Source organism: Aerococcus sanguinicola (genome assembly GCF_008726925.1).
Lineage (GTDB): Bacteria > Bacillota > Bacilli > Lactobacillales > Aerococcaceae > Aerococcus.
The window spans coordinates 431,257-455,017 of sequence record NZ_VYWO01000001.1; the positions used below are offsets into that span (position 1 = coordinate 431,257).

Here is a 23,761-nt window from a genome sequence, read left to right on the forward strand (position 1 = left end):
CTAGTCCTCCTTTTTATCGTCTTTCTTCAATAAAGGGCTGCTTTCTGTTCCTTCAACTTGGGCATAGATGCGACCATCCAATAATTGGACTTCTAACTGGTCACCTGTCTTAACTTCCTGAACGCTTCGCACATGGTGTCCTTGCTTACTCAGATAGGCATAACCTCCTGACAAACGCTTGAGAGGAGACAGGAGGTCTAATTGAGTCATCAATTGGTGCAAGTCCTGTCCCTTCTTTTTGACTTGGTCAGCGTAAGCTTGCCTTAACTGCTGGTTGGCCTGCTGGTAGAGGTGTTTGCCCTGCAAGAGTTGGTAGCGTGGATTGTACTTAGCCAATACTTCCTCCAAACGCCTCACTTGGTCTTTCTTTGAGTGAAGCGCTTGTCGGATATTTTCTTGCAGGTCCCCTTCTAATCCCAATAACTTCATCCGGTAGCCATCATAAAGCTTCTGTGGCTGGGTAAAGATGTAGGATTGTTGACTATTAGCCAAGCGCTGCCTGTAATACTTCAAGCGCTGGCCTTGGACGGTATAGAGACCCTTGCGAAGCTCCTGAATTCGAAAGATAAGGTCAGCCAAGAGCACCGGCGTTGCCAGTTCAGCTGCTGCTGTGGGAGTCGGTGCACGACGGTCAGCAACTTCATCGGCCAGACTATAATCCGTTTCGTGGCCAACAGAAGAAATAACAGGCGTCCGGCAGGCAGCAATCGTCCGAGCAACTTCCTCCTCATTGAAGCACCATAAGTCTTCAATCGAACCGCCCCCCCTGCCTACAATAATCACATCATAGGCACCGCTTTGGTCAGCACGTTGAAGATTTTTGATAATACTCGCTTTGGCTCGATCGCCCTGGACGACCGTCGGATAAACCACAATTTCAACAATAGGATAGCGACGGCGTACAGTCGTAATGATGTCACGAACCACAGAACCGGTAGGAGAAGTTACTACCGCAATTTTTTTTGGATAAGTAGGAATCGGCTTGCGTTCAAAATTAAAGAGTCCTTCCTTACTTAATTTTTCTTTCAATTGTTGGTAGGCAATATAAAATGAGCCAATGCCATCAGGTTGGATATCGTCCACATAAAGTTGATAGGAGCCTTGCTTTTCATAAAGGCCGACCCGCCCCTTTACTAGGACTTTCATCCCTTCTTCCAAATCAAAAGGAATACGCTGAAATCGGCCGCGAAAAATCACAGCCGAGATCAGCGCATTATCATCTTTTATGCTGAAATACTGATTGCTTGCCTTTCCCCGCGATCGATAGCCTGAAATTTCACCTGTCAGGTAGACTGTCTCTAAGTAAGGGTCCCGTGTGAATTTTGCTTTAATATATTGGGTCAGCTGGCTCACCGTCAAGTATTTACTTTGCGTCATTAATCCGCCTCTTTTTCTAATCTAGTAATCATTTGGTCAAAGAGCATCACTTGAGTGACTGGCCCCACTCCCCCTGGCACAGGCGTAATGGCACGGGTTTTGGGGGCGACATTTTCATAATCGACGTCACCAAGGAGCTTGCCCTCTTCTGTATAAGTCGTTCCAATATCAACAACTGTAGCGCCTTCTTTAATCATATCCTCGGTTACTAAATGAGGGACTCCTGTTGCCGAGCAAACAATATCTGCTTGGCGCGTAAATTTAGCGGTGTCCTTAGTAAAGATATGACAGAGCGTCACAGTCGCTTCCTTCTGTTCTAAAAGTTCAGCTAGTGGACGGCCTACAACGGCACTATTTCCAATAACTACACAGTCTTTCCCCTTAAATTCGGTATCCGCCAATTCCATTAGCTTCATTGCAGCTAATGGGGTGTTGGGAATGGTCGAAGGACGTTGCTGCAATAAATTTCCTAAATGGATAGGATGGAGGGCGTCGACATCTTTATCCGGATCAATCGCAATGCGAATCTGCCTTTCATCAATTGTTTCAGGTAGAGGCATTTCAATCATAATCCCATGCGTATTTGGATCTTGATTCTTCTCTTCGATTGCTTGAATAAGATCTTCAGTTGTCGTATCAGCATCCAATTCCACCAAATGGTAGTCCACACCAATGCTTTCCGCAAAACGTCCCTTTACCTTGGCATATTGCGCATTAGCGGACCGGCCTTGGACCAAGAAGGTCGTCATCGATGGCTGGATCCCCTTTTTCTTTAAGGTCTCAACGCGATCAGCCATTTTTGCTTTTTGTTCTGCGACATAATCTTTGGAATAAATTTCAATCATTTTCCGTTCCTCATTTCTTTTGTTTTAAAAGCAGTCTGAGACTTGCCAGTGATTGAATTAATCCTCAAGGTCATTTTTATTTTTCCATTGTATTTGACAACACACCATTGATAAAACGTCGGGACCGGTCATCGGAGTAGCGCTTAGCAAGCTCAATGGCTTCATTAACAGCTACCACCTTAGGAACCCGGTCTTCTGCAACATAGAACATTTCATAGATAGCTAAACGCAAAATAGCTAAATTAATCTTTTCAAGACGATTGACTGACCATTTACCAGAGATACACTGGTCTAGCTTAGCATCAATCGCTTCTTGGTTGGCTAAGACGCCAGAGACTAACTGTCGAAGATAGGGTGGGAGTTCATCTCCCTCTTCAAAACTAACCGAGCCAAAATCTTTCCTTTTGGCTGGACTTTGTTGCTTGTTTTCGAAAAACTGTTCCTTATCCTTGAGCGCTTCCAGTCCTTCTTCATCAACTTCTTCATACTTGGTAACCTGTTTTAATTGATCGGCATTTGCCAAGACAAAGGTCATACAATCTTCTGCTGATAAGTCGGGATTTAAGGCTTGTTGGTAGAGAACTAAGAGAGCAATTTCTCGAATTTGTGAAGTGCCTAATTTCATTCCTTTATTCATCCTTTAACCTTCTGACCCTATCCTAAATCGTGAGCTCGGTAACTTTAATATTGATAGCGTCAAGTTGCACATCTGTCATAAAATAAACTTCTTCGAATACGTGCTGCTGCAAGCGGGTCATGGTTTCCGGCACATTCACACCATATTTTAAGGAAAGAGCAATTTCTAAAAAGATTTCCTGGTCCTCATTTTGATAGAGAAGTACCGCCTGGTCACGGTTCATCCAGTCATTAAAATTAGCACGCCAGGAAGAAAGCAAGCTGACTTCTTTAAAGTCTCTGCATGCTTGACTTGCGATGTCTTCGATAACTTTCGGTGCGATGTTGAAAGAACCGAGACACGCTTGGTCTTCAGCTGTCACCATTCCAGTACGTTCTGCCATGTTCTCATTTCCCCACTTTCTTTAACAAGCTTAAGCGCGTGATACGTATTCTCCGTCATTGGTATTGATAATCAGATGATCACCCTCATTGACAAAGAAAGGCACATTAACCACAAGCCCTGTTTCCATAGTAGCTGGCTTGCTACCACCAGAAGCTGTGTCCCCTTTGATACCAGGTTCTGTTTGCTTCACTTCTAATTCCACAGTCGTTGGTAGGCTGACGCCTAAGATTTCTCCTTCATAGGAGGTCACTTGAACTTCCATATTTTCTAACAAATATTTCAATTCATCTTCAATCTGTTCGCTTGGAATTTCAATCTGTTCAAAAGTCTGATTATCCATGAAGACATGCATGTCGCCAGAAGCGTAAAGATATTGCATGGCATTGTTATCGATATGAGCTGTTTCAACCTTTTCGCCAGCACGCCAAGTTTTATCCAATAAGGCACCTGTCCGTAGGTTTTTTAATTTTGAGCGAACGAAGGCGCTCCCCTTACCTGGCTTGACGTGTTGGAAGTCAACAATACGGTAGAGCGTATCGCCATCTTTAATTGTTAAGCCGTTTTTAAAATCATTAGTTGTAATCATTACTCGTCCTCCAATTCAAATACTTTATTATTAATCTTATCATATAAAAGCTAACTAGCGAACAAATATCCCTATTTTATTAGAGAATTATTAATTCGCGAGAGGCTGGGGTCAGGATACGGTTGCCATCTTTAGTTAGGAGCAGGTCATCTTCAATCCGAACACCACCGATTCCTTCGAGGTAAATACCGGGCTCATTGGTAATCAATTGTCCGGCCTGAAGTTCTTCATCATAAGACGGACTCGCATTAGGTGCTTCATGAATTTCTAAGCCAAAACTATGCCCTAAGGAGTGACCAAATGCCTCACCATAACCTGCTTGACGGATATAGTCCCTGGCAACAGCATCTAATTCCTGCCCAGTTAGACCAGGACGCGCTACCTCACTCACCCGGCGGTTAGCTTCTTGGACAATGGCATAAATTTCTTTCAACTTATCACCTGGGTCCCCTAAGGCAAAGGTCCGAGTCATGTCGGAACAATAACCTTGGTAGTAACAGCCATAGTCCACCGTGATTAAGTCCCCTTGTTCAATGACTTTATGGCTAGCAACACCATGTGGCATGGCTGACCGTAAGCCCGAAGCCACAATCGTTTCAAAGGAAACGCCTGAAGCTCCTAAGCTGCGCATATGAAAGTCAATGGCATTTGCCAGTTCAATTTCAGTCATGCCTGCTTTGACCGTATTCAGCATAAAATCATAAGTTTCAACAGCAATGTCACAAGCTTTTTCAATCAGGGCAATTTCTTCATCATCTTTAAATTGTCTTAAGACTTCAATGGCCCCTGAAAATGGAATAAGTTCAACATCCAAAGCTTCATCTAAGGCCATATAAGCTGCCACAGAGACATCCTCATCTTCAAAGGCTAGCTTGTCATAGCAAGCTTGGCTGAGGGTGCGTTGAATAAAGGCAAGCGGGGAATCTTGACTAGCTGATCCTCCCGCCACCACCACTTCTAAGCCTTGGCACTGCTTCTCAGCCTGCTCTCGGTAGCGAAAATCTGTGATAATATAGGCCTTCTCTTGGCTGACGAGAACTTTAGCTGAGGTCCCCGTAAAACCGCTAAGATAACGGATATTATAAGGATTGCTGACATAGAGGGCGGGGATGCCTTCACTTTTTAGTAAGTCTTGTAATTGATTAATTCGTCTCTCCATTAAGACACCTTCTTCTCTAAAACATCTATAGGCTCATTATAACATAGATCATTCCTCGACAAAAAATCGAATCGTTCTTTTACTTTTTTTATATGACTTAGTGAATTTATGAGGCTCACCGTTTATATATCTATGACCGATAAAAATGAAAGGAGTTTCTTATGGAAAATTTATTTGAAGAGGTGATTGCCTTAGCCCGCGACGTTCAGTCAGAAGACATCCAAATTTTTCCTCAGAGGGACCACTACCAGGTCCTCTTACGAACAATTGCGGGCATCGAAGAAGTGATGACACTATCCAATGAAAAAGGACTGCGGCTCATCCGTTTTTTGAAATACCGCAGTAATATGGATACCGGCGAGCGCCGTATCCCCCAAGATGGTAGCTTCGTTTACCAAGATCGCCAGGGACAGCTTGAATTAAGACTCTCGACGATTGCCAATTACCGCCTAGAGGAATCCTTAGTGATCCGCCTGCTCTACTCCCAAAAGAGGGATCACGCTTTTCTTAAAGGGCTAGACCCTGCTAGCTATCATGCACTATCAAAAGCCATGCAAAAGCAAAGCGGACTCATCATCTTCTCCGGTCCGGTAAGTTCAGGAAAAACCACGACCATGTATGAACTTTTACGAGAAAGCTATGAAAAAAAGCGCCGGTCTGTCATTACCATGGAAGACCCGGTCGAAATTAAGGATGATCGCTTTCTCCAAACGCAGATTAATCGAGCTGCTGGGGTAGACTATGACCAACTCATCAAGGCGAGTTTACGCCACCATCCCGATATTTTGCTGATTGGGGAAATTCGCGACAGTCAGACTGCTCGGATGACCATTCGTGCAGCCTTAACTGGTCACTTAGTTCTAGCTACTATCCATGCCAAAAATTGCCTGGGTGTTATCGGACGTTTAAAGGAATTAGGGATCAGTAATGAGCAATTGATTCAAACCCTGCTCCTTGTCTCTTCCCAACGTTTACTTCCTTGCTTAAAAGACTACTCAGGTCATAATGACCGCATCTGTTTAATCGAATGGATGACTGGCCAAGCTATTTCTTCCGTCGCTATTCACGGCCAAGTTCCTCCGACCATGACCACCCTGAACCATAAATTAAAGGAGGCCCTTGATCACCATGTCATCAGCCAAAGCACTTTCGAAGAATATTACCTGGAAGAAAATTCTCCACTATGAAATCACTTCAGCGTGGACTAGCCAGCTCCAAGCTAATGTCCTTAGCTACATTTCAGAGATGTTACAGGAAGGCTTCTCCTTACAAGACACCCTGCCCTTTTTGAGTATTGTCTATCCTAAACAAGCCGCTACTTTTCAGGCTATGGAGGAAGATATTCTCTTGGGAAAAAGTTTTGCTGAAGCTTGCTTACATCTAAAGCTTCACGGCAATCAACGCTTTCAAATTAAGATTGCTGAAGGCCATGGCGCCTTTGCGGAGAAGTTGATGGAAGTTTCTAACTATCTGAAATTAAGAGAAGAGAATACTAAGCGCATCCGTCAAACCTTAACTTATCCGATTTTCTTAGTTTTTCTCATCCTAGGCATGCTCTTTGTCATCCGCTCCTTCCTCCTCCCTCAAATCCAAGATATGAGCCTAGGCCAAGCGTCTCCCTTCGTCCTTTTTCTCCATTTTTTTCTAGAGAACCTGCCCCTCGTCCTTCTTTATACGGGATTAGTTCTTAGTTTAGTGACCATGGCTAGCTATCTATACTTAAAAAAATTAACTGCCCTTAAACGCGCGCAAATATTTGTTAGCTTCCCTTTTATCGGTCAATATTTTCGTCTTTACTATACCTATTTCTTTGCTTATGAATTCAGCCAGTTATTTTCTCTTGGCTTTTCAATTCAGGAAATTATCCACAGCTTTCAAAAACAAAATGAATCAAATTTTCTTAAAAGTTTCGGTAATTTTATGGCCAAGCATTTGGAAGAGGGTCGGGCGACGAATGATATTTTAAGGCGAGCAGGGATCTTTACCAGAGAATTTCCTGCTATCGTCCTGCAAGGAGAATACCTGAATCAATTGGCAGTCAAGATGCGGCTTTATAGCCAAGGTTGCCTTAAAGAATTCTTCGAAAAGAGTCAGCAAGCTATCCAAATAGCTAAAAATCTCTTATTTGTTTTTGTCGCCCTTTTAATCCTTTTAGTCTATCTCAGCCTTATGCTCCCCATGCTCAATTTATTAGGAGGTTTACACCTATGAGACACACATTCAAAAACTATCTAAAACGGCTTAAGACCAGCGATCGGCGCGGTTTTACGCTCCTAGAAATGGTAATTGTGCTCTTCGTTATTGCTGTCCTTTTATTACTGATTATCCCTAATATTGCCCAGCAAAGGGACAATATTCGCAGCCAAGGGGATGAAGCCTTGCTCACGACCTATGAAACCCAATCTTCCCTCTTCCTAACCAATGAAGGCCGAGAGGCTAACGGCATCCAGGAATTGGTTGAAACCGGTTATCTCAGCCAGGAACAGGCTGACCGCCTCAATGAAATCCAACGCTAAATCTGCCTTTACCCTGGTCGAAATGGCCCTGACTTTATTGGTAGTCGCTGTCATTAGCCTAGCTGCTTGGCATGGCCTTCAAGCAAAGCGCCATGAGTTCCACGCCAGGAGTCAAATCCAAAGCATCATGTCTTACTACGACCGCTGCTATAAACGGGCCTACTTAAACGGTGAGCGGATTATACTGGTCGCCATGGCAGACCAGGTCAGCTTCTATCAGGACTCGGCCCAAAGCCTGCCGATTAAAAGTTTCAAATTGGAGGGCGGGCTTAAGCTAAATCGACCAGCTTATTTCATGATGGACGGTTACCAAACCCAGCTTGCACCCACTAGCCTTTACTTCATACATCCCCAAGGTCATATTCGGGTGAGTATTCAGATGGGAGGGAGTCAGTATGTTATTCGAGAATTCGACTAATCAACGAGCTTACTTATTAGTTGAAGCAGCCGCTTCGCTTTTTCTGCTCAGTTTATTAGTCCATTATCTAGTCACTTCAACACAGCTTCAGCTTGAACAGCTTCATCGTGCACAAGAGCAAGTTGAGTTCGCAGAATATCATTTTCAAAGTCTTCAAAGCCTAAGTCAGGACCCAAACTGGCTTGAGCAGTTAAGGGAAGAGGGTTATAACTTGGGAGAGGAGCTTGGCTATGAAGAAAGCGTCTATATTCAACTCTTGTCCAAAGAAGCCCACTAGATCGCGCCAAGCTTTTACCCTCCTAGAAGCTTGCCTAAGCCTCTTCTGCTTTTCCCTCCTCCTCCATGCTTTCACTGCGATCATAGACCAAGAATTGACTTATTTCAATAGCTTGCAGTCCAACTTTGTAGATGATTGGACCTTTTTCCTGATTAAGGTCCAAAGGCAGAGCTACCAGGGAGAACTGGTCGCATGCCGGGACCGGGCCTTCAGCTTTCGTCTGCCAGATGGGCGTTTTTACCGCTATGAATATTATCAGAATGCTGTTAGCCAAATGATCCGCTTGCGTGTTAACCGTCAAGGCCACCAACCCCAACTTATGGAGGTCCAAGATTTTAACTGCCAACGGCTCGGCCCACAAAGCATTCAAATCCAAGTCACTTTCACTAATGGGAAAAGCTATCAAAGTCGGCTATACTTTAGGGGAGGAAGCTCTGATGAAGCGGACAGTCAATAAAAGAGCCTCCATCTTCTTAACTAGTCTGACCTGTTTCTTCTCTATCCTTCTCCTCTATCATATCAATCTCCAGCTCTACCAAGCCAAGCTTGAAAATTTGGTAACTATGGAAGAAGGATTAAAGGCAGAAAGTTTAGCACTTCTCGCCATAAGCTTCCAAGAAGCCCAGACCGACAAGTGGCGCGAAGAAAAAGAAAATACGCAAGAGCTCCTAGAAGAAGAGTCAAAGCGAATAGACAAACTAAAAGAAAATATAAGAGACTTGGAGAAAGAAAAAAATAATAAAGAAGACCAATTTGAAGAGGCGCAGCTTGAAAAAGAAAACAAAATCGAAGCTTTAAACGAGGAATTGCAGGAATTGGAGATGGAATTTGCTTATTTCAGCGCGATAGCCTATGATAGAGACATAGTTGATGAAGAGGACAACTCTTCTCCTATAGATACTGAAGAAGAGTCGGATTGGCTAGCCAGCCACGATGATCTCGTCCAAAGTATCGAACATGAGCGTAAGGAAGTCCAGGCTCTAGAAGAGCAATGGAAGCAAGAGAAGCTAGCTAGTGAAAAAGACATCAACCAAGTCAAAAAAGACTTAAAAGAGGCCCGGGCAAAGAAAGCAGAGCTGAAAAAAATGCTCAGTCAGCTCGACAAGTTAGATAAGGAAGCGGTTATGTATCGCTTTAACTTAGGAGAAGTAGAACTCAGACAAGAAGAGAAAGCTAAGCATTGTCGGGTCATCCTCTATAAGAATGACGAGACCTATCAGTTCAGCTACTAAGTGAACCCCGTCTTTGACTCAATTATCTGCCTTCTGGTCAGCCAAGCATACCACAGGCAAAGAGCTAGCAAGCGCTAGCTCTTTTTCTTTAGGATAAAAACACCAAACAGCTCTTCGTGCAAAAATCTATTGGTTAAGAGATTTATTGCTTGCTTTTGCATTTTTATCTCCTTTTTACAAAGCTATCATATCTTGGATTACCTATAATATACTCATGTTCTGAAAAGAATAGTTGATCTCAAATAGAAATGGAGGCGATAGTAAGTGAATCAGGTCATTGAACGACTTGTCGCGATTGAAAAAAACGCTGAAAATAGTGAGGCTAAGGTTCAAGAAGAAAAAGTCCAATTGCGTCAAACTTATGAGGAACGCAAGGCTAACTACCAAGCCGAAAAAAAACAAGCTTACCAAGATGAGTTGGAAAATTACCGGCAAAAATTCTTGCAACGTCGTGATGACGAAAAAGCTGCACTCACCCAGCATTTCAACCAACAAGTCAATACCATTAAGAATTTAGTTGAGCAAAAACAAGCAAGTTATGTTAATGATTTCATGGAAAAAGTGAAAAAACTAGGGGTGAAGCCGTAATGAATGATTACACTGCTATTGAAAGCAAAATTCGAGCCATGCGTGCTAAACTTTTGACACCTTCTTTTATCCAGGAAGATTTGACAGCTAATAGTGTTGATGAATTTTACCGCTTTCTTTCAAGTCAAAGTTCATACCGGCAAGTGATGCCTGAACAATTACCAAGGCAAATGCCCCGCGATGAACTTGAAACCATCATCATGCATGGCGTCCAGCTTGATTTTATCAAACTCTACCGCTTTGCAAGTATTGAGCAGCGACGGGCCCTTCAACTATTTGGCGTTCGCTATGAAGTCTCCTTTATTAAGGAAGTCATGCACCAAGTGGACAATCTCCACCAGCTGAAGCTAAGCCTCAATCCCTTTACGGATTACCTGGATAAAAGCCGTCATTTTCATACAGCAGAGTTGCTGCTTGCTCAGTCTATCCACGATGTCATCCATAGCTTTAGGGATACCATCTATGCGCCTTTTTTTGAGAAGTTTTCACTCAATAACCAAGTGGATTCCTACAACCACTATGAACTAGAATCAGCACTCGATCAATTTATTGCTTTATATGTTGATCGTAAGGCGCGTCGGGTTTTAAAGGCTAAGGAGCTCAGCTACTTTAAAAAGCTGGATGGAACAAGTTATGATTTGATGAATATTTGTATCATCTATCGCTTAAAATTCCTCTTCCACTACGAAAATGACGACATCCGCTCGGCCCTTTTCAAAACCCACCATCGCTTGACAGACCGGGTTCTTGACCAATTATTATTGACCAGTGACCTGGCAAGTTTCCAAGCTATTGTTGATGACCTAGGCTATGGCCAAACTTTAGATTTTACCCAGGCTTACTTCCCTCTCCTAGCCCAACATCAACTCGTGGACCAGTTATTTAGGCGCTATGTCCGAGCCCTGCCCCACTCCATGCTTACAATCTTTGAATACTTAGAGGATAAGGAGACAGAGGCTCGTTTACTCATTCAAGAGCTAGAAAAAATCAGCTATGCTCATCTGACCGCATAAGAAAGGAGTCTAAATAGATGATCACACAGATGAATCTAGTGAACATTACTGGACCACGCGATGACATTGATCGCATGGCTGACCAGTATCTCAGTCACTATGATATCCATTTAGTGAATGCACTAAAAGAATTATCTGAAATAAAAACTTTAAAGTCTTATACTTCCCCTAACCCCTACCAACCATGGGAAGACCGGGTAGATAAGCTTTTACAAAATGCCAATTACAAAGAAGAAACTTATCACAATATGCAAGATAAGCAACTTACCTTTGAAGGGGTTAAGGACCTGATTGAGCAAACGGAAGAACAATTATCGGGTCAACGCCAAGAGCTTGCTCGCTATGAAGCGTCCTATCAAGAATTAAAAGACCACTATGATATCTTTAAACCTTTCACTGGCATTGACTACCCCCTCGAAGACATTCTAAAGATGACCCATTTGAAATTCCGTTTTGGGCGTTTTACTAAAGAAAATTTCTACAAATTCGAAAAGTATATCGATGCCATGGTTCCCTCAATATTTGTCCAATCAAAAGAGCTCGCTGACTATGTCTACGGGGTCTACTTCACCACCACCGAAGCCCGGCAACGGGTGGACGCCCTCTACTACTCCCTAGCCTGGGAACGGATTCGCCTCCCAGAAGGCAGTGGAACCATCCAAGAGATTGTTGATGACCTCGGTCAAGAGCTTGGCATCCTTGAACAAAAAATAAATCAATCCAAACACCGCCTTCATGACCTAACCAAGCCCTATATCAACGGCTTAATCAAGGCCAAACATCGGCTGAGAGACTTCTCTCAAGCTTATGGCGTGAGAAAGTATGCAGCGATCACTCGGGAAGAATTTGCCCAAAAAGAAACCCGCTATTTGCTCATTGGTTGGATGCCTAGCGACCAAACACAGAGTTTTGAGAATGCCGTCGCACAGGATGACCAAGTCACTATGTATGTTGAAGATGAGAAAGATTCTTCTTCCAGCATGACACCTCCGACCAAAATGAAAAACAATTTTTTCGTCAGACCCTTTGAATTGATCACGCGCATGTACGGTGTCCCTAACTATCACGAGATGGATCCAACGGGGTTAGTCGCAGTTACTTATTCACTGCTATTTGGAGCAATGTTTGGGGATGTTGGACACGGCTTCCTCCTGATGTTGCTCGGTTTGATCGGTTATTTACGGCCCAAATTGGCCTTAGCCAAGATGTTTATCCCCATTGGCCTTTCCTCTATGATCTTCGGCTTCCTTTACGGGACAATCTTTGGCTTTGAAGATATCTTAGACGCCATCTGGCTACGTCCTATGGGGGCTATGACCCAAGTTCCTTTCTTTGGCCAATTAAATACGGTCTTCATTGTATCAGTGGCCTTCGGGATGTTCCTCATCTTAATGACCATGCTTTTAAATATTCAAAAACAATTAAAGAATGGCGAAAAGCTCGAAGCTATCCTCGACCGCAACGGGATTGCTGGATTCATCTTCTATGGGATCCTCGTCTTTATGTTGGTTATGTATATGAGCGGTCACGCTATACCAGCCCTAGGCCTGCTCTTAGTCATCTTAGCGCTCAGCTTTATCACCATTGCCTTTAATGAACAAATTAAAGACTTTATCTTAAAACAAAAAAGTCAAGGTCAAGATGGCCCTGTTATTACCTTACTTTCAATTTTCTTTGAAAGTTTCGAAACCTTACTGACCTACTTCTCCAACACCATCTCCTTCGTCCGGGTCGGCGCCTTTGCGCTCAGCCACGGTGCCATGATGGGGGTCGTGCTTATGTTCGCTAATGCCGAAGCAGGTTTAGACCAAGTCAACTGGTTGGTCTTTATTCTCGGCAATTTATTTGTCGTTGGTTTCGAAGGACTCGTTGTCTTCATCCAAGTCTTGCGGCTTGAATTCTATGAAATTTTCAGCCATTTCTATGAAGGTAACGGCATTGAATTTAGAAGCATCTGGAATAATTTAGATTAAAAAGGAGTTTTTACAAATGACAATTGAAATGATGATTAAAGTAACCCTTACTGCTACTTTCGTACTAGCTTTTGTCCTTCCTTTCTCTTACTACTTCTCTGGCAAAGCATCACGCAGACGCTACAAAAAAACCCTTGCTAGCAATATCCTAACATTGGTCTCTGGCGTTGCCATTGCCTTAATCCTAGCCTATCACCCAGAAAGCGTGGCAGCAGCCGAGACAGCTGCAGCTAGCGATGGCTTGGCAACTGGCCTAGGCTACATCGCAGCTGCCCTATCCACTGGCCTTTCTTGTGTAGGTGGCGGGATTGCCGTTGCCAGTGCAGCTAGTGCAGCTCTGGGCGCCATTAGTGAAGATGATTCCATCTTTGGTCGTTCACTGATCTTTGTTGGTTTGGCCGAAGGTGTGGCCCTGTATGGTTTGATTATTTCCTTTATGATCTTAGGTCAACTCTAGGAGGGAGATCTGCCCTGTGAAACAATTCGTTATAAGTGATAATCTCGATAGCTTAACGGGCATGCGTTTGGCAGGGATCGATGGGGTTCTTGTCCAAGAAGCAGAAGCCTTTCGTCCTAACTTTGATGCAGTCATTAAGAATAAGGACTACGGTATTGTGATGATTTCTCCTGCTTTGATTGAAGCAAATCAAGCCGCGATTGATGAGGTTCGTTTTAACCAAGCTACCCCTCTGATCGTTGAATTGCAAGGTCCCAATGAGTATAGAACCGCCGAAAACCAAATTGCAAAAACCATCCGTCAAGCTATTGGCATATCAATCTAGTAAGGAGTGTCCCCTTTGGAATTAAATGAAAAAATCGACTATTTCAACCAACAAGTTAAGCTCCAAGTCAAAGAGCATGTGGATGACCAAGTCGACCAATATCGCCAAACCTTAGAGGCTGATTTCAATGATTTCATCAAAAAGACTGACCAGGACTTTGATGAGCAATTACAAGCCAATAAGCAAGCTGTCCATAAAGAATATAATAAAGATATTTCGGAGTTACAAATCAAGCAACAAAGAGAACTCTACTTAAGTGAAAATAAGGTAAAAGAAGCTCTCTTTAAAGAATTTGAAGCGGCTATTATAGAATATAAAAAAAGCACCGCCTATCTCGACCAGCTCAAAGAAGTCATTCGCAATATTCTTGACTTTGCCCAAGGTGAGAAATGCGATATCTATATCGACCAATCCGACGCCAAGCTACAAGCTGAGCTAAAAGAAGCGGTTGACCATGAAATCAGCCTCTCCGACCGCAAATTCCTGGGAGGGATTCGTGGGGTCATGCGTGAACGCAACATCCTCCTCGACTACTCTTTCTCAAGTTTGCTTAACCTAGAAGATGAGAATTTTACAATCAAAGAGGTGATTAATTAATGGCTAGTGAGATTTTTGCAATCAATGGTCCTATTGTCCGGGTCAAAGGCAAGACCAACTTCTCCATGCAAGAGATGGTCTATGTTGGCGAACAAGGCTTAATCGGTGAAGTGATCCGGATTGACCAAGCCTACACCACCATCCAAGTCTATGAAGAAACAGAAGGTCTAAAACCCGGCGAGCTCATCCACGGAACAGGGATGCCAATCAAGGTCTCCCTAGGACCCGGTATGCTCGGCAACATCTATGACGGGATCCAACGCCCACTGAAGGAAATTGAAAAGCAAACTGGCTTTTACATTAAACGTGGGGTCCAAGTGGATGCCTTAGACCAAGAGAAAGCATGGCCGGTTAAACCCCTAGTTGAAGTTGGAGACCAAGTGAGTGCGGGTGATATCATTGCCGAAATTCCTGAAAGCCGGTCCTTGGTCCACAAAGTGATGGTGCCCTCTGGGATCATCGGTGAAGTGACCGAAGTCCTTCCAAGCGGTAATTATAAAGTTAGTGATAGTTTAGTCAAAGTGCGTAGTTTTGACGGGACGATCCATGAGATCAAAGCCTACCAAGAGTGGCCTATCCGCCAAGCACGTCCAGTCGCTAAACGCCTGAAAAGCTCCAAGCCCCTCCTTACCGGTCAACGGATTATTGATAGTGTCTTCCCTATCGCTAAGGGTGGGACAGCCGCTATCCCTGGGGGCTTTGGGACGGGTAAAACCACCATGCAGCACCAGATTGCTAAATTTGCCGATGCCGATGTCATTGTCTATATCGGCTGTGGTGAACGGGGCAATGAAATGACTGAAGTACTGGAAGACTTTAGTCAACTGATTGACCCCAGATCTAATGCACCACTGATGGAAAGAACTGTCCTAATCGCCAATACCTCTAACATGCCGGTAGCTGCTCGGGAAGCCTCCATCTATACTGGCCTAACCATTGCGGAATACTACCGGGATATGGGCTATGATGTCGCCATTATGGCGGACTCTACCTCACGTTGGGCAGAAGCCTTGCGTGAACTCTCGGGTCGTTTGGAAGAAATGCCTGCTGAAGAAGGCTTTCCTGCTTACCTGGCTAGTCGGATTGCAACCTTCTATGAAAGAGCGGGAGACATGGAAACCTTGAACAACCAGAATGGTTCCGTTTCTATCATCGGAGCAGTTTCACCTCAAGGGGGCGACTTCTCCGAGCCGGTTACCCAGAATACCAAGCGCTTTGTTCGCTGCTTCTGGGGACTCGACTCCAACCTCGCCCATTCTCGTCACTATCCCGCTATCAATTGGATGAATTCCTATAGTCAGTATGTGGACGAACTATCTGGCTGGTACAATAAACATGTGAGTGAAAACTTCATTAAAAATCGAGCAGAAATGATGGCCCTCTTGCATGAAGAAGACCAACTCAACGAAATTGTTAAATTAATCGGGTCAGATATCTTGCCCGACCACCAAAAATTAGTCTTGCAGACGGCCAAGGTCATCCGCCTAGGCTTCCTCCAACAATCATCCTTCCATGATATTGATGGAGATGTGCCTATCCAAAAGCAAGATAAAATGTTAGACGTGATCCTCTACCTCCACCACCGGTCTAAACAACTGATCCAGTGGGGCATGCCCATGTCTTACCTACAAAAATCTGCCATTTTTAACGAAGTCATCAACATGAAATTTAATGTGCCCAATGATAACCTAGATGCCTTTGACCAGTACTATCAAAGCATTGACCAATTCTACGACCAAGCAATCGAACAAAATGGATAAGGGGGAATATACATGCCAATAGAATATCTCGGTTTAGCGTCCATTGACGGCCCTCTTGTAGTTGTTGATGGGGTACGCGGCGCTGCCTATGGTGACATTGTTAACTTTCGGGTGAACCGCAGTGAATTGAAGAAAGGCCAAGTGATCGCAATTGAGGGTGAACGGGCCATGGTCCAAGTCTTTGATGCGACAACTTCCATGTCTTTAGACAATACCCACTCTAGCTTTACTGGGCACGGTATGGAAATTGAACTAGCTCCAGAGATCCTCGGACGGGTCTTTAACGGGATTGGGGAACCGATTGATGGCCTAGGTGCCATCCACTCGAATATTTCCCGCGAAGTCAACGGGGCCCCTTTAAATCCCGTCTCCCGTATCTACCCAAGAAACTATATCGAAACCGGTTTTTCTGCCATCGATACACTCATGACTCTGATTCGGGGACAAAAGCTTCCAATCTTTTCAGGAGATGGGATGCCCCATAATGAATTAGCAGCACAAATTGTCAAGCAAGCCAAATTAGGTGATAATAGTGATGAAGAATTTGCTATTGTCTTTGCAGCCATGGGAGTTAAACACGATATCGCTGAATTCTTCCAAAGATCTTTTGAAGAGAGTGGTGCCCTTGACCACGTCACCATGTTCGTCAACACAGCAGATGATCCAGCCATGGAACGTCTAATTACACCTCGTGTTGCCCTAACCACCGCTGAGTACTTAGCCTATGATCTCGGCAAGCAAGTCTTAGTCATCCTAACCGATATGACCTCCTTCTGCGAGGCCCTACGTGAAGTCTCCTCTGCCAAACAAGAGATCCCTTCTCGTAAAGGTTATCCAGGTTACCTCTATTCTGAACTAGCAACTATTTACGAACGGGCGGGTATCGTCCAAGGACGCAAGGGCTCTGTCACTCAGATTCCTATTCTTACTATGCCAAACGACGATATCACTCACCCGATTCCCGACCTAACGGGCTATATTACAGAAGGACAAATTGTCCTTGACCGGGACCTCTATGGGAAGAATATTTTTCCACCGATTGGCGTCCTCCCTTCCTTGTCTCGTTTAATGAAAGACGGGATTGGGGAAGGCTATACCCGAGAAGACCATGAAGATGTAGCCAACCAATTATTTGCCGCCTATTCCAGTGCTGCCGAAGCTCGGAGCTTAGCCTCAGTTATCGGGGAAGAAGAACTCTCTGACATCGATAAAAAATATCTGGAATTCGGCGAAAAATTTGAAACAGAATTTGTTGGACAAGGGGCCGATGAGACACGGACCATCCAAGAAAGTCTTGATCTTGGCTGGCAACTCCTAAGAGCCTTCCCACGTGACGAACTGAACCGGATGGATACTAAGATTTTGGACCGCTACTATGACCCCAACAATCATCAGACTGAAAGTGAAGAAAATGGTGAGGCCTAATGGATATTAATGCTGCCCCCACTCGGGGTAACTTGATGCAGGTAGAGAAATCACTCAAACTCTCCCGTAACGGCTACAATTTAATGGACCGCAAGCGGATGATTCTCATGAACGAAATTATGACCTTATCTAAGCAAGCCAGTCAAGTTCAAGAAGAATTAAAAGAAGCTTACGAAGAAGCTTACAAGCAATTAAGCACGGCAACGGGAGAAATTGGGATGTTCAATGTTGAGCAGGCGGCTTACGGTGTCCCTGTATCCGATGCCCTCGATATTAAAATTCGTAGCGTCATGGGCACAGAGATCCCGGAGACCCGCCTTGCTGAAGAAAGCTTAGAACCCCACTATTCGCTCTTTGATACGACTATTGCGGTTGATCAAGCACGGATTGCCTTTGAAAGAGTCAAAAAATTACAAGTTAAACTAGCTGAAATTGAGAACTCAGCCTACCGTTTAGCTAATAATATTCAAAAAACGCAAAAGCGGGTCAACGCCCTTCAAAATATCACCATTCCTCAACTAGAAGAGGCCCAAGTTGCAATCTCCTCTGCTCTGGAAGAGAAAGAAAGGGAAGAATTTACCCGCTTGAAAGTCGTCAAAGCAATCTTAGCCAATAAGGCTGAAGAGGCCTGACCAGAGACAAGCACAATTTCCCACACAAAAAGCGTAACAAGTTCATTTGTTACGCTTTTTTACTTTGATAGCTTATTTACTTGGTCATGAATTTTTGTGAGCGTTGATAGGCGCCTACCCAAAGGACACCCATCAAGACAGATAGGATGGCTAAGGTTAACCAGGAGTAATTATAAGACCCGCTCAAGTCAGCAATTGTAGCTGCTAGTAGAGAGCCCGATGTCATCCCTAGCATCAAGGCACTCTGCATATACCCATAAGCCTTAGGGTAATCCTCAGAAGTAAAGATTGCAGAAGCCATAAGCGGTGGTAGGACCGTACCGATTGCATTGCCTAAGCCGAATAAAACAGACATGAGCAATACAAAGCTATAATTGCTACCTAGCATCATCAAAAGATAAGCCAAGGCACAGAGAGCTGAAGCATAAATAGTCGCTAAACGTACACCAAATTTATCATTAACGATACCTAAGATGAGCTTCCCTAAGATTCCCACGCCGGAATAAATCGAAACCATCAAGGCCATCTTTTCAGCCCCATGCAAGTTCTGAACCGCTGGTGGGAATTGGCCCAGTCCCCCATTATTAGAAATACCGATAAAAGCTGTTCCGACAAGAAGCATAATGAAGAATGGCTTCTTAACAATCTCAGCCATCGGTAAGGCAACGCCTGATTGCTTGCTAGTCGCTGCAGTATCTGTATCAGCTTGACCCGCACCTAGAGCTTGCATGCCCTTATCCTCAGGTTTCTCAACGAAGAGGAAGAGAACAATCGGTAGGCAGACAACAAGCATAATAACAGCGTAAGTTAAATAAGACATCCGCCAGCCAATTGCTTGAATCAGGTAGGTTAACAATTGGCTAAAGATAATGCCGCCTACACCTAGTCCTGCAAAAGATAAACTTAAGGCAGTCCCTTTGGATTTAACGAACCAGTTATTAACCAACATGGATACCGGAATAATTGTCGTAGCCGTATAGCCAAAGCCAACAAATAAAGACAAAAAATAAAAAACATAGATATTCGGTGCAAAACCATACAGACCATAGCTGATAGCGTAGACCAAAATACCAATCAAATAAAAACGTTTAAAATTGCCACGTTTGGCAAACATTTGGGAAACAAAGGGTGATACAAAGATTCCCATACCGAGTACGATAGAATTGACAATAGCGAAAGCACTATTAGCAATTCCGAATTCTTCAACTACATGTGGCTGGAAAAGATTAGCAACTGCAACAGAAGCTGGTCCCATACAAGCTAGGATTAAAATAGCTCCTAGGACAATCCACCAACCATAAAATAATTTACCTTTTTCCATTAAATTCCTCCTATTCATTAATCATTACTTATTAACTATAGCAGATATTTGTCAATTTGTTTTGATTATTTTAAGAAATCTCTTAAATTTACTCAATATTCTTATATTTAATCATATTTCTCTAAAGATAAAAACATCCCCAAGCAAACCGTTTACGTTTACTTGGAGACGTCTTTACGAATTGATTAGATGCAAGCATCCTAGCAATTACATGGACCGGTAGCCTTGGTAGTCATCAACTTTTAGGATACGTTTAGCATTGGCCACCCGGTCCTCTGTTGGTGGCTCCACACCCTCAAGTTTATAAGGGATTCCTAATTCATGGTACTTATAAACGCCCATGGTGTGGTAAGGAAGTATCTCAACCTTCTTAACAATATCACCTAAACTTTGGATAAAGTCTGAGAGTCCCTGTAAGTCTTCGTCAAAATCCGTCCGAGTTGGCACTAAGACATGGCGAATCCAGATCGGTTGACCCTTTTCCTGTAAGAAACGGAAGAGGTCTAAGATATTCTCATTAGGTGCTGTGGTTAGTTTTAGATGGCGTTCAGGATTAATCTGCTTGACGTCCATCAAAATTAAGTCGGTATACTCCAAAAGTTCTTCAAACTTAGCCAACCACTCTGGCTCGCGGGTGAAAGGCCCCCCGCAAGAATCCAGAGTCGTATGAACACCATTTTTCTTACATAATTTGAAGTATTCAATTAAGAAATCAATCTGCAATAGGGGTTCTCCCCCAGAAACGGTGACGCCACCCTTTTTCCCCCAATAAGGCTGATATTTGACAGCTTCTCGGAAGAGCTCTTCAGCTGTATAAGGCGTCCCCGCATTAATCTTCCAAGTATCTGGGTTATGACAGAATTGACATCTTAAGCGACAGCCCTGCATAAAGGAAACAAAGCGTATGCCAGGACCATCTACAGAACCAAAACTTTCAAGAGAGTGGACATAGCCAATAGTTTCTGTCATCATGATTCCTCATTTCATTACTTAAGTCGTCGAGCTTACATCCCTTCGTGCATGGTCCGGTTAATTACTTCTAATTGTTGTTCGCGTGTCAATTTAACGAAGTTAACGGCATAACCAGATACACGGATGGTTAATTGTGGGTATTCTTCTGGGTGATCCATAGCATCGAGCAAGGTATCACGGTCGAAGACGTTAATGTTTAGGTGGTGGCCACCTTGTTTAGAGTAACCATCTAACATTGATACTAAGTTATCAATCTTAGTTTCTTCGTCACGACCTAAGGCTTTAGGTACGATTGAGAAGGTGTTAGAGATACCGTCCATTGAGTAGGTATAAGGTAATTTAGCCACTGATGAAAGACTGGCAAGCGCACCGTGTGAGTCACGTCCATGCATTGGGTTAGCACCTGGCGCGAATGCAACACCTGCTTCACGACCATCTGGAGTTGACCCTGTATTCTTACCATAGACAACGTTTGAAGTAATGGTTAAGATGGAAGTGGTGTGAACTGAGCCACGGTAAGTTGGTGTCTTACGGATCTTAGTCATGAATTTCTTCAAGAGTTTAACCGCAATTTCATCAACACGGTCATCGTTGTTACCGTATTTTGGATAGTCGCCTTCGATTTCGAAGTCAACCGCAATACCATTTTCATCGCGGATTGGTTTAACTTTAGCGTATTTAATTGCTGACAGGGAGTCAACTGCTACAGAGAAACCAGCAATACCAGTTGCCATAGTCCGTTTAACATGAGAATCATGGAGCGCCATTTCAAGACTTTCATAAGAATACTTGTCATGCATGTAGTGGATAACATTTAAAGTATTCACGTAAAGTTTACAAATCCAATCCATCATGTCATCGAATTTGTCAATCACTTCATCGTAGTCTAAGTATTCACTGTCGATAGCTTGGTAACGTGGGCCAACTTGAACCTTAGAAATTTCGTCTACCCCACCGTTAATCGCGTAAAGTAATGTCTTAGCTAAGTTAGCACGGGCACCGAAGAACTGCATTTGTTTACCAATTTCCATAGCAGACACACAGCAAGCAATGCCGTAGTCATCGCCATATTGTGGACGCATCACTTCGTCGTTTTCATATTGGATTGAGCTTGTCTTAATTGAAATTTCCGCACAGAATTCCTTAAAGCCTTGTGGTAAGTCTTTAGACCAAAGCACAGTTAAGTTTGGTTCTGGTGCAGTCCCCATGTTCTTCAAGGTTTGTAGGTAACGGAAGCTGTTCTTAGTAACTAGAGAACGTCCGTCTAAGCCCATACCGGCGATTGATTCAGTTACCCATGTTGGGTCACCAGAGAAGAGCTCATTGTATTCAGGGGTACGAGCGAATTTAACGATACGCAATTTCATAATCAAGTGGTCGATTAATTCTTGCGCTTGGCTTTCGGTTAAAGTACCGTTTTCAAGGTCACGTTGGATGTAGATATCCAAGAAAGTAGAGGTACGTCCGAATGACATAGCAGCCCCGTTTTGTTGCTTAACAGCAGCTAGGTATGCTAAGTATAACCATTGGATGGCTTCTTGCGCATTTTCTGCTGGACGGCTTAAGTCAAAGCCATAAGTCTTACCGAGTTCTTTTAATTCAATTAAAGCACGGTATTGGTCAGATAATTCTTCACGGTGTTGGATAACATCTTGAGACATATCCATGCCGTCACCATCATTGAATTCTTGTAATTTTTCATCCATTAAGAAGTCAATACCGTAAAGAGCCACACGGCGGTAGTCCCCGATGATACGGCCACGACCATAAGCATCTGGTAAACCAGTGATGATCTTGTTGTGGCGTGCCTTACGCATTTCTGGTGTATAAGCATCGAATACCCCTTGGTTGTGAGTCTTGCGCCAGTCACGGAAGATATGAGAGATTTCAGGATCTACTTCATAGCCATAAGACTTAGCCGCTTGTTCACTCATCCGGATCCCCCCGAATGGTTGTAATGAACGTTTGAATGGTTCATCCGTTTGAACCCCTACAATTGTTTCCTTATCTTTATCGAGATAGCCTGCATCGTGGGAAGTAATAGTTGATACAATCTTTGTATCCATGTCTAGGACGCCACCATTTTCACGTTCTTTCTTGGTTAAGTCCATCACTTGGTCCCATAACTCTGTGGTATTTTGAGTTGGGCCTTCCAGGAATGAAGAATCTCCCTTGTATTCTGTATAGTTATTTTGGATAAAATCGCGAACATTAACTTCTTCCTGCCATTTTTTACCAGTGAAGCCTTTCCATGCTTTAGTCGTATCCATTATTAATTCATCTCCTTTTGTAATTTTTTTCACAATATAACAGATCTGTCTATTATTATAACAGCTTACCAAACAGATTGCTACACTTTTCACGTGGAAATTTATTAAAATTTAATAATATTTTATGAAAGCGATTTTAATTTAAGCTTATTAAGAAAAGCATTTGCCCCTTCCCTTCAAATAGCGTAAAATATAGGATAGCAAAGCAAAACTTGCTTTGATGAATAATAATGCTTGTTCATTAATTATTTTAGGAGGAATTTTATAATGAAATTAGTTTTCATCCGTCACGGCGAAAGTGAATTAAACTTAGCCAATGTTTTCACAGGTTGGTTAGACCCTCGCCTCTCAGAAAAAGGGGTTAAAGAAGCTCAAAAAGCTGGTCAAGACCTTAAAGAAGCAGGGATTGAATTCGATACCGTGCACACTTCTATGCTATCTCGTGCCATTCAAACCACTTATAATGTCTTAGACCAAATGGACCGTCTTTATTTACCAGTTAACAAAAACTGGCGTCTAAATGAACGTCACTATGGGGGCCTCCAAGGCTTAAACAAAGCTGAAACTGCCGAAAAATATGGGGATGAACAAGTCCACATCTGGCGTCGTTCTTTCGATGTTCGCCCACCATTAGCAGAAGAAGGTATTGATGACCCACGCTATGCCGACTTAGACCAAAACCGTCTACTTGCTGGTGAATGCTTGAAAGATACTTTAGCTCGTACCCTGCCTTACTGGGAAGATCACATCGCTCCTGAATTAAAACAAGGCAAGAATGTTTTAGTTGTGGCTCACGGCAACAGCCTCCGCTCCATTACTAAATACTTAGAAAATATTTCTGACGAAGACATTCCTTCCGTTGAAATTGCTACAGGTGAACCAATTGTTTACGATTTAGATGAAAATCTTAACGTTGTTAACAAAACTATCCTAGAAAAATAAATAGCAAGCCTTTAGAATCTATGACAAAAGCCAGGCAATCAGTACTTGAAGCTGA

General features: G+C 43.3%; 26 protein-coding genes. 17 read left to right on the forward strand and 9 right to left on the reverse strand.

Annotated elements, in window-relative coordinates; translation table 11 throughout:
- From xseA to F6I03_RS02170, 6 genes are all read right to left on the reverse strand, one after another.
- Positions 1-1,377 (reverse strand): exodeoxyribonuclease VII large subunit, encoded by a 1,377-nt coding sequence (gene xseA / locus F6I03_RS02145; RefSeq protein WP_070431756.1) that lies wholly within the window; start codon positions 1,375-1,377, stop codon positions 1-3.
- On the reverse strand, positions 1,377-2,222 hold the full coding sequence (locus F6I03_RS02150) for a bifunctional 5,10-methylenetetrahydrofolate dehydrogenase/5,10-methenyltetrahydrofolate cyclohydrolase (protein WP_070431757.1): 846 nt from the start codon (positions 2,220-2,222) through the stop codon (positions 1,377-1,379). Before F6I03_RS02150 ends, xseA begins: the two co-directional genes overlap by 1 nt.
- A 76-nt stretch (positions 2,223-2,298) precedes the next feature.
- On the reverse strand, positions 2,299-2,859 hold the full coding sequence (gene nusB / locus F6I03_RS02155; protein ID WP_083290645.1) for a transcription antitermination factor NusB: 561 nt from the start codon (positions 2,857-2,859) through the stop codon (positions 2,299-2,301).
- 22 nt (positions 2,860-2,881) lie between these two features.
- A complete protein-coding gene (locus F6I03_RS02160) occupies positions 2,882-3,241 on the reverse strand; it encodes an Asp23/Gls24 family envelope stress response protein (RefSeq protein WP_070431758.1) in 360 nt (119 codons plus the stop codon).
- 30 nt (positions 3,242-3,271) lie between these two features.
- The gene (gene efp, locus F6I03_RS02165) at positions 3,272-3,829 is read right to left on the reverse strand and encodes an elongation factor P (protein ID WP_070431759.1); all 558 of its coding nucleotides are present in this window, start codon (positions 3,827-3,829) and stop codon (positions 3,272-3,274) included.
- 79 nt (positions 3,830-3,908) lie between these two features.
- Positions 3,909-4,988 (reverse strand): M24 family metallopeptidase, encoded by a 1,080-nt coding sequence (locus F6I03_RS02170; RefSeq protein WP_070431760.1) that lies wholly within the window; start codon positions 4,986-4,988, stop codon positions 3,909-3,911.
- Positions 4,989-5,149: 161 nt separating this feature from the next.
- Between F6I03_RS02170 and comGA the strand changes: the two genes are divergently transcribed.
- The 16 genes from comGA to F6I03_RS02250 all read left to right on the forward strand — a co-directional run bounded on the left by comGA (position 5,150) and on the right by F6I03_RS02250 (position 18,201).
- A complete protein-coding gene (gene comGA / locus F6I03_RS02175; protein WP_070431761.1) occupies positions 5,150-6,175 on the forward strand; it encodes a competence type IV pilus ATPase ComGA in 1,026 nt (341 codons plus the stop codon).
- Positions 6,117-7,199, forward strand: a complete 1,083-nt coding sequence (gene comGB, locus F6I03_RS02180; protein WP_150983044.1) for a competence type IV pilus assembly protein ComGB — start codon at positions 6,117-6,119, stop codon at positions 7,197-7,199. Before comGA ends, comGB begins: the two co-directional genes overlap by 59 nt.
- Positions 7,196-7,504, forward strand: coding sequence for a competence type IV pilus major pilin ComGC (gene comGC / locus F6I03_RS02185; RefSeq protein WP_070431763.1), 309 nt, complete (start codon positions 7,196-7,198; stop codon positions 7,502-7,504). Before comGB ends, comGC begins: the two co-directional genes overlap by 4 nt.
- Complete coding sequence (locus F6I03_RS02190) at positions 7,488-7,922, forward strand: type II secretion system protein (protein ID WP_070431764.1); 435 nt, start codon at positions 7,488-7,490, stop codon at positions 7,920-7,922. The genes comGC and F6I03_RS02190 overlap by 17 nt, the downstream gene beginning before the upstream one ends.
- Positions 7,900-8,199: a hypothetical protein gene (locus tag F6I03_RS02195; RefSeq protein ID WP_070431765.1), complete on the forward strand. Its 300-nt coding sequence runs from the start codon at positions 7,900-7,902 to the stop codon at positions 8,197-8,199. The genes F6I03_RS02190 and F6I03_RS02195 overlap by 23 nt, the downstream gene beginning before the upstream one ends.
- Positions 8,153-8,656: a competence type IV pilus minor pilin ComGF gene (gene comGF / locus F6I03_RS02200; RefSeq protein WP_070431766.1), complete on the forward strand. Its 504-nt coding sequence runs from the start codon at positions 8,153-8,155 to the stop codon at positions 8,654-8,656. Before F6I03_RS02195 ends, comGF begins: the two co-directional genes overlap by 47 nt.
- Positions 8,637-9,431, forward strand: a complete 795-nt coding sequence (locus tag F6I03_RS02205; RefSeq protein ID WP_070431767.1) for a hypothetical protein — start codon at positions 8,637-8,639, stop codon at positions 9,429-9,431. Before comGF ends, F6I03_RS02205 begins: the two co-directional genes overlap by 20 nt.
- Before the next feature lie 264 nt (positions 9,432-9,695).
- The gene (locus tag F6I03_RS02210) at positions 9,696-10,019 is read left to right on the forward strand and encodes a hypothetical protein (protein WP_070431768.1); all 324 of its coding nucleotides are present in this window, start codon (positions 9,696-9,698) and stop codon (positions 10,017-10,019) included.
- On the forward strand, positions 10,019-11,032 hold the full coding sequence (locus F6I03_RS02215) for a V-type ATPase subunit (protein ID WP_070431769.1): 1,014 nt from the start codon (positions 10,019-10,021) through the stop codon (positions 11,030-11,032). Before F6I03_RS02210 ends, F6I03_RS02215 begins: the two co-directional genes overlap by 1 nt.
- 17 nt (positions 11,033-11,049) lie before the next feature.
- A complete protein-coding gene (locus tag F6I03_RS02220) occupies positions 11,050-13,005 on the forward strand; it encodes a V-type ATP synthase subunit I (RefSeq protein ID WP_070626071.1) in 1,956 nt (651 codons plus the stop codon).
- A 16-nt stretch (positions 13,006-13,021) separates the two neighbouring features.
- Complete coding sequence (locus F6I03_RS02225; RefSeq protein ID WP_191622017.1) at positions 13,022-13,462, forward strand: ATP synthase subunit C; 441 nt, start codon at positions 13,022-13,024, stop codon at positions 13,460-13,462.
- Positions 13,463-13,478: 16 nt separating this feature from the next.
- A complete protein-coding gene (locus tag F6I03_RS02230) occupies positions 13,479-13,787 on the forward strand; it encodes a V-type ATP synthase subunit F (protein ID WP_070431771.1) in 309 nt (102 codons plus the stop codon).
- Between the two features lie 15 nt (positions 13,788-13,802).
- A complete protein-coding gene (locus tag F6I03_RS02235) occupies positions 13,803-14,384 on the forward strand; it encodes a hypothetical protein (protein ID WP_070431772.1) in 582 nt (193 codons plus the stop codon).
- Positions 14,384-16,144, forward strand: coding sequence for a V-type ATP synthase subunit A (locus F6I03_RS02240; protein ID WP_070431773.1), 1,761 nt, complete (start codon positions 14,384-14,386; stop codon positions 16,142-16,144). The genes F6I03_RS02235 and F6I03_RS02240 overlap by 1 nt, the downstream gene beginning before the upstream one ends.
- Before the next feature lie 12 nt (positions 16,145-16,156).
- Positions 16,157-17,569 carry a V-type ATP synthase subunit B gene (locus tag F6I03_RS02245; protein ID WP_070431774.1) on the forward strand — a complete coding sequence of 471 codons (1,413 nt, stop codon included), beginning with the start codon at positions 16,157-16,159 and terminating at the stop codon, positions 17,567-17,569.
- Positions 17,569-18,201, forward strand: coding sequence for a V-type ATP synthase subunit D (locus F6I03_RS02250; RefSeq protein WP_070431775.1), 633 nt, complete (start codon positions 17,569-17,571; stop codon positions 18,199-18,201). Before F6I03_RS02245 ends, F6I03_RS02250 begins: the two co-directional genes overlap by 1 nt.
- A gap of 76 nt (positions 18,202-18,277) precedes the next feature.
- Here F6I03_RS02250 and F6I03_RS02255 read toward each other — a convergent pair whose 3' ends face one another.
- The 3 genes from F6I03_RS02255 to pflB all read right to left on the reverse strand — a co-directional run bounded on the left by F6I03_RS02255 (position 18,278) and on the right by pflB (position 22,764).
- On the reverse strand, positions 18,278-19,522 hold the full coding sequence (locus F6I03_RS02255; protein ID WP_070431776.1) for an MFS transporter: 1,245 nt from the start codon (positions 19,520-19,522) through the stop codon (positions 18,278-18,280).
- Between the two features lie 207 nt (positions 19,523-19,729).
- Positions 19,730-20,494, reverse strand: a complete 765-nt coding sequence (pflA, locus tag F6I03_RS02260; protein WP_141737888.1) for a pyruvate formate-lyase-activating protein — start codon at positions 20,492-20,494, stop codon at positions 19,730-19,732.
- Positions 20,495-20,526: 32 nt separating this feature from the next.
- Positions 20,527-22,764, reverse strand: a complete 2,238-nt coding sequence (gene pflB / locus F6I03_RS02265) for a formate C-acetyltransferase (protein WP_070431778.1) — start codon at positions 22,762-22,764, stop codon at positions 20,527-20,529.
- Positions 22,765-23,028: 264 nt separating this feature from the next.
- Here pflB and gpmA point away from each other — a divergent pair, with 264 nt between their 5' ends.
- Positions 23,029-23,706 (forward strand): 2,3-diphosphoglycerate-dependent phosphoglycerate mutase, encoded by a 678-nt coding sequence (gene gpmA / locus F6I03_RS02270; protein WP_070431821.1) that lies wholly within the window; start codon positions 23,029-23,031, stop codon positions 23,704-23,706.
- The last annotated feature ends 55 nt before the right edge of the window (positions 23,707-23,761 follow it).

What these genes read in the sequence shown, in the direction of transcription:
- comGC (WP_070431763.1), top strand. Translation starts at nt 7,196, where the DNA reads ATGAGACACACATTCAAAAACTATCTAAAACGGCTTAAGACCAGCGAT.
- xseA (WP_070431756.1), bottom strand. Translation starts at nt 1,377, where the DNA reads ATGACGCAAAGTAAATACTTGACGGTGAGCCAGCTGACCCAATATATT.
- comGA (WP_070431761.1), top strand. Translation starts at nt 5,150, where the DNA reads ATGGAAAATTTATTTGAAGAGGTGATTGCCTTAGCCCGCGACGTTCAG.
- comGB (WP_150983044.1), top strand. Translation starts at nt 6,117, where the DNA reads ATGTCATCAGCCAAAGCACTTTCGAAGAATATTACCTGGAAGAAAATT.
- F6I03_RS02240 (WP_070431773.1), top strand. Translation starts at nt 14,384, where the DNA reads ATGGCTAGTGAGATTTTTGCAATCAATGGTCCTATTGTCCGGGTCAAA.
- pflA (WP_141737888.1), bottom strand. Translation starts at nt 20,494, where the DNA reads ATGATGACAGAAACTATTGGCTATGTCCACTCTCTTGAAAGTTTTGGT.
- F6I03_RS02170 (WP_070431760.1), bottom strand. Translation starts at nt 4,988, where the DNA reads ATGGAGAGACGAATTAATCAATTACAAGACTTACTAAAAAGTGAAGGC.
- F6I03_RS02255 (WP_070431776.1), bottom strand. Translation starts at nt 19,522, where the DNA reads ATGGAAAAAGGTAAATTATTTTATGGTTGGTGGATTGTCCTAGGAGCT.
- F6I03_RS02250 (WP_070431775.1), top strand. Translation starts at nt 17,569, where the DNA reads ATGGATATTAATGCTGCCCCCACTCGGGGTAACTTGATGCAGGTAGAG.
- comGF (WP_070431766.1), top strand. Translation starts at nt 8,153, where the DNA reads ATGAAGAAAGCGTCTATATTCAACTCTTGTCCAAAGAAGCCCACTAGA.
- F6I03_RS02220 (WP_070626071.1), top strand. Translation starts at nt 11,050, where the DNA reads ATGATCACACAGATGAATCTAGTGAACATTACTGGACCACGCGATGAC.
- F6I03_RS02190 (WP_070431764.1), top strand. Translation starts at nt 7,488, where the DNA reads ATGAAATCCAACGCTAAATCTGCCTTTACCCTGGTCGAAATGGCCCTG.
- F6I03_RS02195 (WP_070431765.1), top strand. Translation starts at nt 7,900, where the DNA reads ATGTTATTCGAGAATTCGACTAATCAACGAGCTTACTTATTAGTTGAA.
- pflB (WP_070431778.1), bottom strand. Translation starts at nt 22,764, where the DNA reads ATGGATACGACTAAAGCATGGAAAGGCTTCACTGGTAAAAAATGGCAG.
- F6I03_RS02215 (WP_070431769.1), top strand. Translation starts at nt 10,019, where the DNA reads ATGAATGATTACACTGCTATTGAAAGCAAAATTCGAGCCATGCGTGCT.
- F6I03_RS02150 (WP_070431757.1), bottom strand. Translation starts at nt 2,222, where the DNA reads ATGATTGAAATTTATTCCAAAGATTATGTCGCAGAACAAAAAGCAAAA.
- F6I03_RS02205 (WP_070431767.1), top strand. Translation starts at nt 8,637, where the DNA reads ATGAAGCGGACAGTCAATAAAAGAGCCTCCATCTTCTTAACTAGTCTG.
- efp (WP_070431759.1), bottom strand. Translation starts at nt 3,829, where the DNA reads ATGATTACAACTAATGATTTTAAAAACGGCTTAACAATTAAAGATGGC.
- F6I03_RS02160 (WP_070431758.1), bottom strand. Translation starts at nt 3,241, where the DNA reads ATGGCAGAACGTACTGGAATGGTGACAGCTGAAGACCAAGCGTGTCTC.
- F6I03_RS02225 (WP_191622017.1), top strand. Translation starts at nt 13,022, where the DNA reads ATGACAATTGAAATGATGATTAAAGTAACCCTTACTGCTACTTTCGTA.
- F6I03_RS02245 (WP_070431774.1), top strand. Translation starts at nt 16,157, where the DNA reads ATGCCAATAGAATATCTCGGTTTAGCGTCCATTGACGGCCCTCTTGTA.
- nusB (WP_083290645.1), bottom strand. Translation starts at nt 2,859, where the DNA reads ATGAATAAAGGAATGAAATTAGGCACTTCACAAATTCGAGAAATTGCT.